The organism is Streptosporangium sp. NBC_01469 (assembly GCF_036227305.1).
In the GTDB taxonomy this organism is placed as follows: domain Bacteria; phylum Actinomycetota; class Actinomycetes; order Streptosporangiales; family Streptosporangiaceae; genus Streptosporangium.
The window spans coordinates 1,259,361-1,273,274 of sequence record NZ_CP109465.1; the positions used below are offsets into that span (position 1 = coordinate 1,259,361).

General features: G+C 71.8%; 9 protein-coding genes and 1 riboswitch. Of the genes, 2 read left to right on the forward strand and 7 right to left on the reverse strand.

Features of this window, described 5'->3' with window-relative positions; all coding sequences use genetic code 11:
* Nucleotides 1–1,025: 1,025 nt before the first annotated feature.
* The 5 genes from lysX to OG587_RS05715 form a co-directional block, all read right to left on the reverse strand.
* A complete protein-coding gene (gene lysX, locus OG587_RS05695) occupies nucleotides 1,026–2,528 on the reverse strand; it encodes a bifunctional lysylphosphatidylglycerol synthetase/lysine--tRNA ligase LysX (protein WP_329087539.1) in 1,503 nt (500 codons plus the stop codon).
* Nucleotides 2,529–2,616: 88 nt separating this feature from the next.
* Nucleotides 2,617–3,399 carry a type III pantothenate kinase gene (locus OG587_RS05700; protein ID WP_329087541.1) on the reverse strand — a complete coding sequence of 261 codons (783 nt, stop codon included), beginning with the start codon at nucleotides 3,397–3,399 and terminating at the stop codon, nucleotides 2,617–2,619.
* On the reverse strand, nucleotides 3,399–5,951 hold the full coding sequence (locus OG587_RS05705; protein ID WP_329087543.1) for an L-aspartate oxidase: 2,553 nt from the start codon (nucleotides 5,949–5,951) through the stop codon (nucleotides 3,399–3,401). Before OG587_RS05705 ends, OG587_RS05700 begins: the two co-directional genes overlap by 1 nt.
* Nucleotides 5,952–6,683: 732 nt before the next feature.
* On the reverse strand, nucleotides 6,684–7,511 hold the full coding sequence (gene panC / locus OG587_RS05710; RefSeq protein ID WP_443075608.1) for a pantoate--beta-alanine ligase: 828 nt from the start codon (nucleotides 7,509–7,511) through the stop codon (nucleotides 6,684–6,686).
* Between the two features lie 229 nt (nucleotides 7,512–7,740).
* Entirely contained in the window at nucleotides 7,741–8,631 is an 891-nt protein-coding gene (locus OG587_RS05715; RefSeq protein WP_329087545.1) for a Rossmann-like and DUF2520 domain-containing protein, read from the reverse strand.
* A gap of 322 nt (nucleotides 8,632–8,953) precedes the next feature.
* On the opposite strand from OG587_RS05715, the gene OG587_RS05720 reads away from it, so the two are divergent.
* A complete protein-coding gene (locus tag OG587_RS05720; RefSeq protein WP_329087547.1) occupies nucleotides 8,954–9,919 on the forward strand; it encodes an SAM-dependent methyltransferase in 966 nt (321 codons plus the stop codon).
* Between the two features lie 155 nt (nucleotides 9,920–10,074).
* On the opposite strand, the gene OG587_RS05725 is transcribed toward OG587_RS05720, so the two are convergent.
* Together OG587_RS05725 and OG587_RS05730 are read right to left on the reverse strand one after the other, a co-directional pair.
* Nucleotides 10,075–11,274, reverse strand: a complete 1,200-nt coding sequence (locus OG587_RS05725; protein ID WP_329087548.1) for a cytochrome P450 — start codon at nucleotides 11,272–11,274, stop codon at nucleotides 10,075–10,077.
* 20 nt (nucleotides 11,275–11,294) lie between these two features.
* Nucleotides 11,295–12,161, reverse strand: coding sequence for a TerC family protein (locus OG587_RS05730; protein ID WP_329087550.1), 867 nt, complete (start codon nucleotides 12,159–12,161; stop codon nucleotides 11,295–11,297).
* Between the two features lie 232 nt (nucleotides 12,162–12,393).
* Nucleotides 12,394–12,509, forward strand: a riboswitch (SAM riboswitch).
* 52 nt (nucleotides 12,510–12,561) lie between these two features.
* On the opposite strand from OG587_RS05730, the gene OG587_RS05735 reads away from it, so the two are divergent.
* Nucleotides 12,562–13,905, forward strand: coding sequence for an aminotransferase class V-fold PLP-dependent enzyme (locus OG587_RS05735; RefSeq protein WP_443075476.1), 1,344 nt, complete (start codon nucleotides 12,562–12,564; stop codon nucleotides 13,903–13,905).
* Nucleotides 13,906–13,914 lie beyond the last annotated feature (9 nt).

Below are 13,914 nucleotides of genomic sequence, written 5' to 3' on the forward strand. Positions count from 1 at the left end.
TTTGCGGCTATGTCATGACCGAGCCTGGGCACGAGGCGGCAAGCACCCCCTGGCTGCGGCGATCGAAGTCCTGGCAGAACAAGGTTTCGCCGAAACCGCCGCTCCGCCGGGCGCGCCGGGGCCGGCCCTCCGGGGATCCGGCCCGCCCGCATTTCTCGGGAAAAACGGATCTCTTCCCGATACTCTTCGACGACCATGGTCACTCACCACCTTGACAGCACCCCACGAAAAACACGGAAATATGAGGGTCAAGGGAGCAGTTTTGCGGCATTCGCGAGGTATCACACGGCGACGATGGGGTGCCGGGCGATATTGGACGTGCTGGAAATGGATTTCCGACCCGTACAGAAACGCGTCCGACATTGCGGGGAACCACGGGCGCGACGGCCGGTTCCGGCCCACCGTTTTCGCCTCATTCGTCCTGGCTTCGCCCGCACACCGTACGGGGACTCCCGCGATCCGCGGACCCGCGAGGGCGGGGGCCCGGCATCGCTCCGTCACGGTGTCCTGAGCCGCGTCCACGGGAAACGGCCCGGCGATATCGAAGACCGCTCCGCCGTCGCCCCGGCCGTGCGGCTCACACCCGGGTTCACGCCCACCTGCCCGGAGCCGTGCGGCTCACACTCAGGTTCACGCCCACCTGCCCGGAGCCGTGCGGCTCACACTCAGGTTCACGCCCACCTGCCCGGAGCCGTGCGGGGTGTCGCCCAGCGGGGGGTGGGACGGTGACGGCGCCGCTCGGCGCGGCCGGCCGGTCTTCCGGGGCGCTCGCCGGCCCCGGCCCGCCCGGCCCTGACGTGATCCCGACCGGACCTCGGCCCGCCTCCGGCCCGCCCCGGCCGGATCCCGGGCTGCGGCCGGGCCGCCATCCGGCCCTCGGCCCCGGCACGCCTCCGCTCGTCCAGCCGGGGACGCGCTCCGGCCGGGAAACGGCGCCGGTCCTCACGACGGTGGCGCCGGGCCGGGCGATGCCCGGCCCGGCGCCACCGTACGGGGAGAACGTCCTTCCGCGCCGCCCGCCGGGCTCAGGTGGTCGGCTTGACCAGCGGGAACAGGATGGTCTCGCGGATGTTCCTGCCGGTGAAGGCCATGATGAGGCGGTCGATGCCGAGCCCCATGCCGCCGGTGGGCGGCATCGCGTATTCCAGGGCCGTGAGGAAGTCCTCGTCAAGCTGCATGGCCTCGACGTCGCCACCCGCGGCGAGCAGGGACTGCTCGGTGAGGCGGCGGCGCTGCTCGATCGGGTCGTTCAGCTCCGAGTAACCGGTGCCCAGCTCGGTGCCGAAGCCGATCAGGTCCCACTTCTCGGTGAGGAGCGGGTTGTCCCGGTGGTTGCGGGCCAGCGGGGAGGTCTCCAGCGGATAGTCCATGACGAACGTGGGCTGGATGAGCGTGTGCTCGACGAGGGCCTCGAAGATCTCCTGGACCAGCTTGCCCTGACCCCACTTGGCGTCCCAGTGGATCTCCCGCGCGTCCGCGAGCTTGCGGACGTGCTCCAGGGGCGTCTCGGTGGTGACCTCCTCGCCCAGCGCCTCGGAGACCGACCCGTACAGGGTGATCCGCGGCCACTTCGCCAGGCCGAGGTCGACCTCCTGGCCCTGGTGGACGACCACGGAGTGCCCGAGGGCGACCACCACGGCCTTCTGGATCATCCGCTGGGTCAGGTCGGCGATGTCGTTGTAGTCGAGATACGTGCCGTACGCCTCCAGCATCGTGAACTCGGGGTTGTGGGTGGAGTCCGCGCCCTCGTTGCGGAAGTTGCGGTTGATCTCGAAGACCTTCTCCAGGCCGCCGACCACCAGCCGCTTGAGGTAGAGCTCGATCGCGATGCGGAGGTAGAGCTCCATGTCGTACGCGTTGATGTGGGTCCTGAAGGGCCTGGCCGTGGCTCCGCCGTGGATCGGCTGGAGCATCGGCGTCTCGACCTCCAGGTAGCCCTCCTCGTGCCAGAAGTCGCGGACGGCCCTGACCACGGCGCTGCGGGTGTGGGCCATCTTCCTGGCCTCGTCGTTGACGATGAGGTCGACGTAGCGCTGGCGGACCCGCGCCTCGGGGTCGGTGAGCCCGGCGTGCTTCTCCGGCAGCGGGCGCAGGCACTTCGACGTGATCGCCCAGCGGTCGGCGAGGATGGACAGCTCGCCCCTGCGGGAGGTGATGACCTCGCCCTCGATGCCCACGTGGTCGCCGAGGTCGACGTCGCGCTTCCACGCGGCCAGGGATTCCTCGCCCACCCTGTCCAGGGAGACCATGACCTGGAGATCGCCGGAGCCGTCGCGGATGGTGGCGAAGCAGAGCTTGCCGCCGGTCCTGGACAGCATCACCCGGCCGGTGACGCCCACTTTGTCGCCCGTCGCGGTGTCAGCGGAGAGATCAGCGTATTTCTGGCGGATCTCGGCGTTGGTCGCGGTGCGCGGGAAGTTCACCGGGTAGGGGTCGACGTCCTCGGAACGGAGGCGGTCGAGCTTCTCCCGGCGCACGCGCATCTGCTCGGGCAGATCCTCGGCGGGATTCGTCACGTCATCGGTCACAGTTCCAAAGGGTACCGATGTGGCGAACCTCGTGAGTTCGCCGGCCGTCCGGCACCGGAAGGGGATTCCTCCCGGCGCCCCGGCGCCCTCAGGCGGTGTTGCGGTGGTAGATCAGGCGCAGGCCGATCAGCGTGAGCCAGGGCTCGTGCATGTCGACCGAGCGCGCCTCGCTGACCACGAGCGGCGCCGCGCTGCCGGTGGCGACCACGGTGACGTCGTCGGGGTCGTCGGCGAGCTCCGCCGCCATCCGCTCGACGATCCCGTCCACCTGGCCCGCGAAGCCGTAGATGATGCCCGCCTGGAGCGCCTCGACGGTGTTCTTGGCGATCACGGAGCGGGGGCGGATCAGCTCCACCTTGTGCAGCTGCGCCCCCGCGGCGGCGAGCGCGTCCACCGAGATCTCGATACCGGGGGCGGTCACCGCGCCGACGTACTCCCCCTTGGCGGAGACGGCGTCGAATGAGGTCGCGGTCCCGAAGTCGACGATGACGCACGGCCCGCCGTACAGCTGGATGGCCGCCAGCGCGTTGACGATGCGGTCGCTGCCGACCTCCTTCGGGTTGTCCATCCTGACCGGCACCCCGGTGCGGACACCGGGCTCGACGATCACCGCGTTCACGTCGCCGTAGTAGCGGCGGCACATCTCGCGCATCTCGTTGAGCACCGAGGGGACGGTGGAGCAGATCACGATGCCGTTGACGTCGGCGCCCTTGAGCAGCGGCGACTGCCCGAGCAGCCCCTGGAGCACAACGGCGATCTCGTCCGCCGTGCGCCGGGCGTCCGTGGAGATCCGCCAGTGCTCGATGACGTCCTCGCCCTCGAAGAGGCCGAGAACGGTGTGAGTGTTGCCGACGTCGATGGCAAGCAGCATCAATTCCCCCGAAGGTCCAAGGCGATGTCCAGCGCCGGCGCCGAGTGCGTGAGCGCGCCCACGGCAAGGTAGTCAACACCTGTTTCGGCCACGTCACGAGCGACCTGGAGGGTCAGCCCGCCGCTGGACTCCAGCCGCGCCCTGCCGTCCACCAGCCGTACGGCCCGCGTCAGTTCCTCGACGGTGAAATTGTCCAACAGGATCTCCTCCGCTCCCTCGGCCAGCACCGGCTCGATCTGGTCGATCCGGTCGACCTCAACCTCGATCGGCAGGCCGGGGTAGGCGTCACGGACCGCCCGGAACGCCTCGGCGACCCCGCCCGAGGCCACCACGTGATTGTCCTTGATCAGCGCGGCGTCCGAAAGCGACATGCGGTGATTGGTGCCGCCGCCGCACCGGACGGCGTACTTCTCCAGGGCGCGCAGCCCGGGTAGCGTCTTGCGGCTGTCCCTGATCCTGGCCCCGGTCCCCTCGACGGCCCGGACCCAGTGATCGGTCAGGGTCGCGACGCCGGACAGGTGGGTGAGCAGGTTGAGCGCGGTGCGCTCGGCGGTCAGCAGGTCCCTGGTGGGACCGGTGACGGTCATCAGCACGTCGCCCCCGGCGACGCGCTCGCCGTCCTTGACCCTGCGCTCGGCCACCAGGCGGCCCTGGCTGAGGTGGGAGAAGGCGCCCTCGGCCACGGCCAGCCCCGCGACCACGCCGTCCGCGCGGGCCACCACGTCGGCGGTGGCGGTCTGGTCCGCGGGGATGGTGGCGACGCTGGTGACGTCGCCCCCCTCCTGCAGGTCCTCGGCCGCGGCGGCCTCCAGGATCGCGGTCACCGCCCCCGGGTCCAGCCCCGCCTCGACCAGGTCGTTCTCCACCTGGGGCGGCAGCGCGGTCACGCGCCGGCCGTGCGGTACGTAGGTCATAGCCGGTCCCTCCGCTGTCAGGGTGGTGTCGAGGTGGCCCAGCCACCAGTCGTCGTCTCGCTCGGGAAAGTCCTCGCGCCAGTGTGACCCCCGGGTCTCCTGGCGTTCGCGGGCGGCCGCCACGAGCGCGGAGGCGACCGTCAGCAGGTTGGTGGTCTCCCAGGACTCGGTGCACGGCTCGACCGTCACCGGGGTCCACCTGAGGTTCAGCAGGGCCCTGGCGACCTCTCCCAGGGACTCCTGGCCGCGCAGCACGCTCGCCCCCCGGCTCATGTGCCCCTGGATCCTGCTCCGGGCCCTGGGATCGATCAGGCCGGTGGGACGGTCGTCGGGGACGGGTTCACCCGCGACCGGCCGCGCCCCGCTGTGGGCGGCCCGCGCCGCGTGGATGTCGGCGGCGATACGCCCGGCGAAGACCAGGCCTTCGAGCAGGGAGTTGGAGGCCAGCCGGTTGGCACCGTGCACGCCGGTGCACGCGACCTCGCCGCACGCGTACAGGCCGGGCACGCTGGTACGGCCGCGCAGGTCGGCGCGGACGCCGCCGCTGGCGTAGTGGGCGGCGGGCGCGACGGGGACGAGCCGGGTGACCGGGTCGATGCCGTGCTCCAGGCAGACCGCGTGGATCGTCGGGAAGCGGGTGCGCCACTTCTCCTCGCCGAAGTGGCGGGCGTCGAGATAGACGTGGTCGGTGCCGGTGGCGCGCATCCGCCGCATGATCGCCTTGGCCACGACGTCGCGGGGGGCGAGGTCGGCGAGCTCGTGAACGTCCCGCATGAACCGGGTGCCGTCCGCGTCGACCAGCACGGCTCCCTCGCCCCTGACCGCCTCGGAGACCAGCGGCTGCTGGCCGGTGGAGTTCTCGCCGAGCCACAGGACGGTCGGGTGGAACTGAACGAACTCCAGGTCCCTGACGACGGCGCCCGCGCGCAGCGCGAGCGCCACCCCGTCGCCGGTGGAGACGACGGGGTTGGTGGTGGCGGCGTAGACCTGGCCCATGCCGCCGGTGGCCAGCACCACGGCCCCCGCCGTGACCGCGCCCACCCCGTCGCGCTCGCCCTCGCCCATGACGTGCAGGGTCACCCCCGCGGTACGGCCCTCGGCGTCCTTGAGGAGGTCGAGGACGAGCGCGTGCTCGATCACCTCGATGCCCGACTCCACGACGGCCTTGACGAGCGCCCTCTGCACCTCGGCCCCGGTGGCGTCGCCGCCCGCGTGCACGATGCGGTCGCGCCGGTGGCCGCCCTCCCTGGTGAGCTGGAGGGCCCCCGAGTCGTCGGTGTCGAACCGGGCGCCCACCGCGATCAGGCCGCGCAGCGCGTCGGGTCCCTCGGTCACCAGGATCCGGACGGCCTCCTCGTCGCAGAGGCCCACTCCGGCGACGAGCGTGTCGGAGAGGTGTTCCTCGGGGGTGTCCCGAGGGTCGAGCACGGCGGCGATCCCGCCCTGGGCCCAGCGGGTGGAGCCGGACGACAGGACGTCCTTGGTGACGACCAGGACCTTCGCCCCGGGGTCGAGGGCGGCGTAGCGCAGCGCCAGGGTGAGGCCGGCGACGCCGGAGCCCACCACGACCACGTCCGCCCGTACCGTCCAGCCCGGAGCGGGAGCGGTCAACCTCTGGGGAATGGCCGGGATGCTCATAGCCGCCTCCTCGCGGGGATCATTAGAGGCCGTTCATTTCGTCAGTGTGACGATAACGCCCTCCGGAAAGCGGCTGTTCCCCGGGGTGGGACATTTCACCCGAACCCTGAAATCACGGCAGTTCGGGGCCGTACATGGCGGCTCACCGCCGATCACCACCACCGGCCGCTCATCGATCACCGCTCGCCACCGGCCACTCATAGGTCGCCGCTCATCGGCCACCGCTCATGGGGCGCCGCTCATCGGCCACCGCTCATAGGTCGCCGCTCATCGATCACCGTTCATCGATCACCGCTCATGGGGCGCCGCTCATAGGTCGCCGCTCATCGGCCACCGCTCATAGGTCGCCGCTCATAGGTCGCCGCTCATCGATCGCCGCTCATCGATCACCGTTCATGGGGCGCCGCTCATAGGTCGCCGCTCATCGATCGCCGCTCATCGATCACCGTTCATGGGGCGCCGTTCATGGGGCGCCGTTCATGGGGCGCCGCTCATAGGTCGCCGCTCATCGATCGCCGCTCATCGATCACCGTTCATGGGGCGCCGTTCATGGGGCGCCGTTCATGGGGCGCCGTTCATGGGGCGCCGTTCATGGGGCGCCGTTCATGGGGCGCCGTTCATGGGGCGCCGTTCATGGGGCGCCGTTCATGGGGCGCCGTTCATGGGGCGCCGTTCACCACCGGCCGCTCGCCGCTCACCGGCTCCCGTCAGCGAGCGGCGAGCGGCCGGGAGTCAGCGGACGCCGAGCGTCACGTTGTCGATCAACCTGGTGGACCCCACCCTCGCGGCCACCGCGAGGATCGCCTCGCCCGCGTAGTCGTCGCCGACCTCCGCGAAGGTCGCGGGGTCGACCAGGACCAGGTAGTCGACCGCCAGCGACGGCTCGGCCTCCAGGACGGCGAGCGCGGCCCCGCGGATCTCCGCGGGCGCGCGCCGCCCGGACCCCGCCTCCAGGGCGCGGGACAGGGCCAGGGCCGCCACCCGGCCGTCCGGCGACAGGTAGCGGTTGCGGCTGGACAGCGCCAGGCCGTCCGGCTCGCGGACCGTGGGCCCCCCGACGATCGAGACCGGCAGGTTCAGGTCGGCGACCATCCGGCGGATCATCGCGAGTTGCTGGGCGTCCTTCTGCCCGAACACCGCCACGTCCGGCTGGACCAGGTTGAACAGCTTCAGCACCACGGTCAGCACGCCGTCGAGGTGGCCGGGCCTGAACTCCCCCTCGACGACCGAGCCCATCTCGCCCGCGGACACGCCGACCTGCCTGTCCGGCAGGTACATGTCCTTGACCGAGGGGGCGAACACCACGCCCACCCCCTCGGCCTCGCAGACTTCGAGGTCGGCGTCGAACGTCCGGGGATAGCGGGAGTAATCCTCGGTGGGCCCGAACTGGAGCGGGTTCACGAAGATGCTCACCGCCACGTGCGCGGCCCTCTCGCGGGCCAGCCGGATGAGCGAGCGGTGCCCCTCGTGCAGCGCGCCCATGGTCGGCACGAGCGCCAGCGCGCTCCCTCCCGAGGAGGCGCCCGCGCCGATCCCCAGGACCTCGCGGGCCTTGAGCAGCCCTGCGCGGTCGTCCGCCACGATCACTGGAACCTCCCGGGGGTGCTCCGGCTCCCGGGCCGGAGAGGAATGACGTTCATCGGAGTCCGCCGGTTCCCTTCGCCGGACGGACTCGGCTCATCGGATCAGCTAACCGGATCGGCTCGCCGGGGCGGGCACCGGGTCGGAACGGGAGCCCCGGGCCCGTGTGCCGCCGCCTCCCGGGCCGATCTCACAAGCCCCGGGTCCTTCAGGTCCATATGTTGCCGCCCAGGGCGTCCAGGAGGCGCTCGGCGGCCTCGGGCTTGAGCAGCCCGGCCGCCAGTGCCCGGTCGGCGGTGAGCCTGGCGAGCGCCACGTAGGCGTCCGCCGCCTCGGGAGCGGCGAGGATCAGCGCGTCCACGTGCCTGCGGACGGTTCCCGCGTCGCCGCGCACCACCGGGCCGGTCAGCCCGGCGATGCCGAGCCTCAGCACGTTCTCCAGGGCCGCGCCGAGCAGCGGGCCGAGCATCCTGCCCGGCTGCTCCACGCCGATCCTGCCCAGCAGCTCCGAGGACTCCGCGATGAGCGTCACCATGTGGTTGGCCGCCCCCGCCAGGGCCGCGTGGTAGAGCGGCCGGTCCTCGTCGGCGATCCAGACCGGCTCGCCCTCCATCTCGATGACGAGGGCCTCGGCCACCGGGCGGAGCGCGTCCGGAGCGGTCACCCCGTACGAGATCCCGGTGAGGCGGCGCAGGTCGTCGTCGCGGCCGGTGAAGGTCATCACGGGGTGCAGCGCGAGCGGCAGCGCCCCGGCCTTGATCGCCGGGTTCAGCACCGCCAGGCCGTACGCGCCGCTGGTGTGGGCCACCAGCCTGCCGCGGAGATCGGCGCCGGTCTCGACCAGGCCGGAGACCAGGCCGGGCAGCACGTCGTCGGGGACCGTCAGCAGGACGAGGTCCGCGCCGGCCACCACGTCCTCGGGCCGGGTGGGGACGAGCCCGAGCCGCTCGACCGCCCGCTCCCTGGAGGCGTCGGAGACGCCGCTCGTCGCGACCACCCGGTGCCCCGCCCTGACGAGCGCGGCGCCGAGCGCCGAACCGACCCTGCCCGCTCCAACCACTCCGACGGCCAGCCGTGCCGGGCGATCGACTGCGTCCATGACGTCCCGTCCTTCGACCATGTGGGGCTCCGTGCCCGATTGACCAGCGTAACGGGCCATGCCATCGCAACCACGGCAAGACGCGTGTTCGGTAACGGAGGCGGGGTTCTCCGCGAGATGCCCGGATCGGGCACACCGGGAGCGTACGGGACCCGCCGGAGAGCCCGCGGGCCCGGCCCGCACGGCGGTTCGGGCGGCGGCGCGCCGACGCGGCGTCGACAACGATCGTGCGAATCGGTGACAGAATGGAGTCATGTACTCACTCGAAGCGTCAGCGCGAGTTGATCTCGTTCCCCCGCCCCGGCGGGTAGCGTCTGAGAGCGTGTGGCTCACCTGGCGTGCCGCGATGGAGCAGGCGCTCTACGGCGAGAGCGGCTTCTATCTCCGGGAGCGGCCCTCCAGCCATTTCCGGACCTCGGTCGGCGCCTCCCCCGTCTTCGCCGAGGCCGTGCTGCGCGAGCTGACCGCGATCGACGAGGCGCTGGGCGGCCCCGAGGTGCTCGACCTGGTCGACATCGGCGCCGGCGAGGGCGGGCTGGCGGCCGGTGTGCTCGCCGCGGCGCCGCCCGCGCTCCGGTCGAGGCTGCGGGTGACCGCGGTCGACCTGGCGCCCCGGCCGCCGGCGCTGCCGGAGGAGATCGTCTGGGCGAGGGCCGCGCCGGACGGGATCCACGGGCTGGTGATCGCCAACGAGTGGCTCGACAACGTGCCCGTCGACATCGCGGAGCAGACGGCCGACGGCCCCCGGCTGGTCCTGGTCAACGTCACGGACGGTGAGGAGCGCCTCGGCGGCAGCCCCTCCGAGGCGGATCTCGCGTGGCTGGCCCGCTGGTGGCGGATGCGGGCCCCCGGCGAGCGGGCCGAGATCGGCAGGCCACGCGACAGGGCCTGGGCCTCGGTGATCCTGCGACTGGCGCGCGGCCGGGCGATCGCGATCGACTACGCCCACATCCTCGACGACCGGCCGCCGTACGGCACGCTGGCCGGATACCGCGACGGGGCGATGGTCGCGCCGGTGCCCGACGGCTCGTGCGACATCACCGCCCACGTGGCGCTCGACGCCTGCGCGGCCTCGGGCGAGAGCGCCGGGGCCGTCACGACGGCGCTGACCACGCAGCGCGAGGCGTTGCGCGCCCTCGGCGTCACCGGGAGCCGCCCGCCGGTCGAGCAGGCCGCAAGCGACCCTCGCGGCTACCTTCAGGCCCTCGCGAGGGCCTCGGAGGAGGCGGAGCTCATCGCCGCCGGAGGGCTCGGCGGGTTCGGCTGGCTCTCCCAGAGCCGTCCCTGACCCGCCGAACCGCTGACGTCGTTTCGGTGGGGCCCGCGTTCCGGTGACGTCGTTCCGGTGGGGCCCGCGATCCGGTGGGGCCCGCGATCCGGGCGGCGGGCCGTCCGGTCAGGTGTGACCTCCGGCCGGGCCGGTTCTCAGACCCGCATCCGTTCTCAGACCCGTATTTGGAGGGACTCCAGACCCCGGATGACGTAGCCCGGCCCCCAGGAGGGCTCGGCGACGAGCTCCATCTTCGGCGCCTTGCGCAGCAGGGCGCCGAACGACTCGATCAGCTCTACCCTGGCCAGCGGTGCCCCGAGGCAGAAGTGGATGCCGGCGCCGAAGGAGATGTGCGGGTTGTCGACCCGGCCCACGTCCAGGCGGGCGGGGTCGGCGAAGACCTCGGGGTCGCGGTTGGCCGAGCCGAACAGCAGCGCCACCTCGGTGCCGCGCGGGATGTCGATCCCGCCCACCGAGATGTCCTCCAGCACCCAGCGCTCGAACATCTGCAGCGGGGTGTCCCAGCGCATCAGCTCCTCGACCGCCGTGGGCAGCAGGGTGTGGTCGGCGCGGAGCCGGTCCAGCTCGGCCGGGTTGCGGAACAGCGACCACCAGCCGTTCCCGGTGACGTTGACGGTGGCCTCGTGCCCGGCGTTGAGCAGCAGCACGCAGGTGCCGACCAGCTCCTCCTCGGTGAGCGTGTCACCCTCGTCTGCCACCAGGGCGAGCGCGCTGATCAGGTCGTCACCGGGGTCGGCCCTGCGGGCGCGGGCCAGCTCGACGAGGTAGGCGGAGAACTCCTCGGCCGCCCGCACGGCCGTGCGCTGGGCCTCGACCGACGGCTGGAGCTCGTACATGCCGCAGATGTCGGCCGACCAGGGCCGCAGCAGGTGCCGGTCGGCCTCGGGCACGCCGAGCATCTCGGCGATCACGGTGACCGGGAGCGGCTCGGCGACCTCGGCGATCAGGTCTCCTCCGCCGCGCTCGACGAAGACGTCCACCAGTTCCTCGGCCATGCGGGCGACCTTGGGACGGAGCGCCTGGACCATGCGGGGGGTGAACGCCTTCGAGACCAGCCGCCGGAGCCTGGTGTGCACCGGCGGCTCGACGTCGAGCATCCCCGCCCTGATCACCCGCCAGAACGGGTCCTGGAACTCGGGGTCGTCCGGCCTGCCGAACTCCCGGTGCGAGGCCACGTGCAGGTAGGAACGGCCGAGCCTGCGGTCCCGCAGCAGCGCGTTGACGTCGGCGTGCCTGGCCACCAGCCACTGGCCGGTCGGCTCGAAGAAGCTGACCGGCCGCTCCCGCCTCAGCTCGTCGTAGACGTCATAGGGGTGGGCGACGAATTCCGGATTCCAAGGATCAAAGCGCACTTAAGCATCGTAATCCCGGCCTAGGAGTCGGCCCGCTTGTCCGGATTTCCCCTTTCAGCTGGTTCGTCCGCCTGGGTCGCCGAAGCTCCCCGGCCCACCGGGGGCTCCGGGGTCTCCGGGCTCTCGGAACCGGCCTTGTCCCCGGTCTCGTAGCGGGAACGCAGCTCGACCGGCTTCCGCCTGCCCGCCTTGCCCCGCACCCGGATGTTCAGCAGCTCCACCAGCAGCGAGAACGCCATCGCGAAGTAGATGTAGCCCTTGGAGATGTGCTGCTCGAATCCCTCGGCGATGAGCACGACGCCGACCAGCACCAGGAAGGACAGGGCGAGCATCTTGATGCTCGGGTGCCGGTCCACGAAGCGGCTGATCGGCCCGGAGGCGACCAGCATCACGATGACCGAGACGATGACGGCCGCGATCATGACGCCCAGCTCGTCGACCATGCCGACTGCGGTGATCACCGAGTCGAGCGAGAAGACGACGTCGAGGATCATGATCTGGATGATCACCGAGGTGAAGGACGAGGCGACCTTGCCCTCGGAGTGGTGGGACTCCCCCTCCAGGCTGCCGTGCATCTCGTGGACGCTCTTGCCCAGCAGGAACAGGCCGCCGAGTATCAGGATCAGGTCGCGCCCCGATATCCCCTGCCCGAAGACCTCGAACATCGGCTCCGTGAGCCTCACCACCCACGACAGCGCCAGCAGCAGGAGGAGGCGGCTGATCAGGGCGACGGCGAGGCCCAGCTTGCGGGCCCTGTCGCGCTGCGCGGGCGGGAGCTTGCCCACCAGGATCGAGATGAAGATGATGTTGTCGATTCCCAGGACGATCTCCAGGGCGACGAGGGTGAAGAACCCTATCCATATCTCCGGGTTGGTCACCCAGTCCATTGCTTTCTCCTTCGTCGGTCGGCGCTTGGACACACCGTCGGCCAACTGCCCGAACGCTTCTTCGGCTGACTGCCAGGACGACCGGGGGACGCTCCGAGTTCCTGCTCTCTCATCACGCTTCGCTTTCAATCCGCCGGGCGCTCCCGGGAGCGCCCGCTCCGGCCCCGATACCGGGTTGATCACGTTTCGGACTTGCGGGGCACCGCGGGGCGTCGGTTATAGTTCCCACGTAGGTCATGAGTGCCAGTGACAAGCCCCGGCTCGCTGGCCGGCAACCCTCGCGTCCGCGGCGGGGTGCCCCGGGTGAGGACCTGGTCCGGCACGAGGTGTGTCGGGCAAGCGCGGGCTCCAGGCACCTATGCCATGGGTTGGGGTCCGATGACCTCGAAGGAGCCATGGCGTGTCCACCCTGACGATCTTCTCCCCCGCGAACCCCGCGAACCCCGTCGCCCCGACCACCACCACCACCGCCGCCTCCGCCGTCCCGGTGACCGTCCCCGAGACCCGCGCGTCCGGTGACCGGCCGATCCCGGCCGTGCTCGGCTCGGACCTGGAGGTCCCGGTCAGGGGCGGCAGGCTCGTCCGCTACGCCAACCTCGACTACGCCGCGAGCGCCCCCTGTCTGGAGCCGGTGAGCGCCGCCGTCGCCGCCGCGCTCCCGGCCTACTCCAGCGTCCACCGCGGCGCCGGGTACGCGTCCCAGCTGACCACGGCCCGCTACGAGCAGGCCAGGCACACGGTGCGCGCCTTCGTCGGCGCCCGCCCCGACGACTCGGTGATCTTCACCCGCAACACCACGGACGCGACCAACCTGCTGGCCCGCAGCCTGCCCGAGGGCACCACCGCCGTGGTCTTCGACACCGAGCACCACGCCTCGCTGCTGCCCTGGGACAAGGTCGTGCGGCTGGCCGCCCCCGCCTTCCCCGGCGAGGCCGTCCGCGCCGTCGACGACGCCCTCACCTCGATCGACGGCCCCAAGCTGCTGGTCGTGACCGCCGCCTCCAACGTCACCGGGGAGCTCTGGCCGATCGCCGCTCTGGCCCACATCGCCCACCGGCACGGAGCCCGCGTCCTCGTCGACGCCGCGCAGCTCGTCCCGCACCGCCGCCTCAACCTGACGGCGCTCGACCTGGACTACGTGGTCTTCTCCGGCCACAAGCTCTACGCGCCGTTCGGCACGGGCGCGCTGATCGGCCGTTCCGACTGGCTGGCCGAAGCCGAGCCGTACCTGCGGGGCGGCGGCGCGGTGAAGGCCGTGAACGACGACGACACCGAGTGGCACGACGACCCCGAGGCGCGGCACGAGGCCGGAACCCCGAACGTGCTGGGCGCCGTCGCGCTCGCCGCGGCCTGCGACGCCCTGACCGCCACCGGCTGGACCCCGCTGGTCCGCGAGGAGGAGCGCCTCCTCGGACGCCTGCGCGCGGGCCTCGCCTCCGTCCCCGGCGTCCACGAGCTCTCCCTGTGGGGCCCGGACCACCCGCGCGTCGGCATCGTCTCCTTCGTGGTGGACGGCTTCACCGCCCGCGAGGTCGCCGAGGCCCTGTCCGGCGACTACGGCATCGGCGTCCGCGACGGCAAGTTCTGCGCCCACCCCTTCGTACGGCACCTGCTGGGCGCCAAGGACGGCGGCTGCGACGACGTCACCGCCTCCGCCGTCCGCGCCTCCATCGGCATCGGCACCACCTCCGAGCACGTCGACCGGCTGATCGGCGCCCTGCGGGATCTTGCCTCGCGCGGCTGACGTGACAGC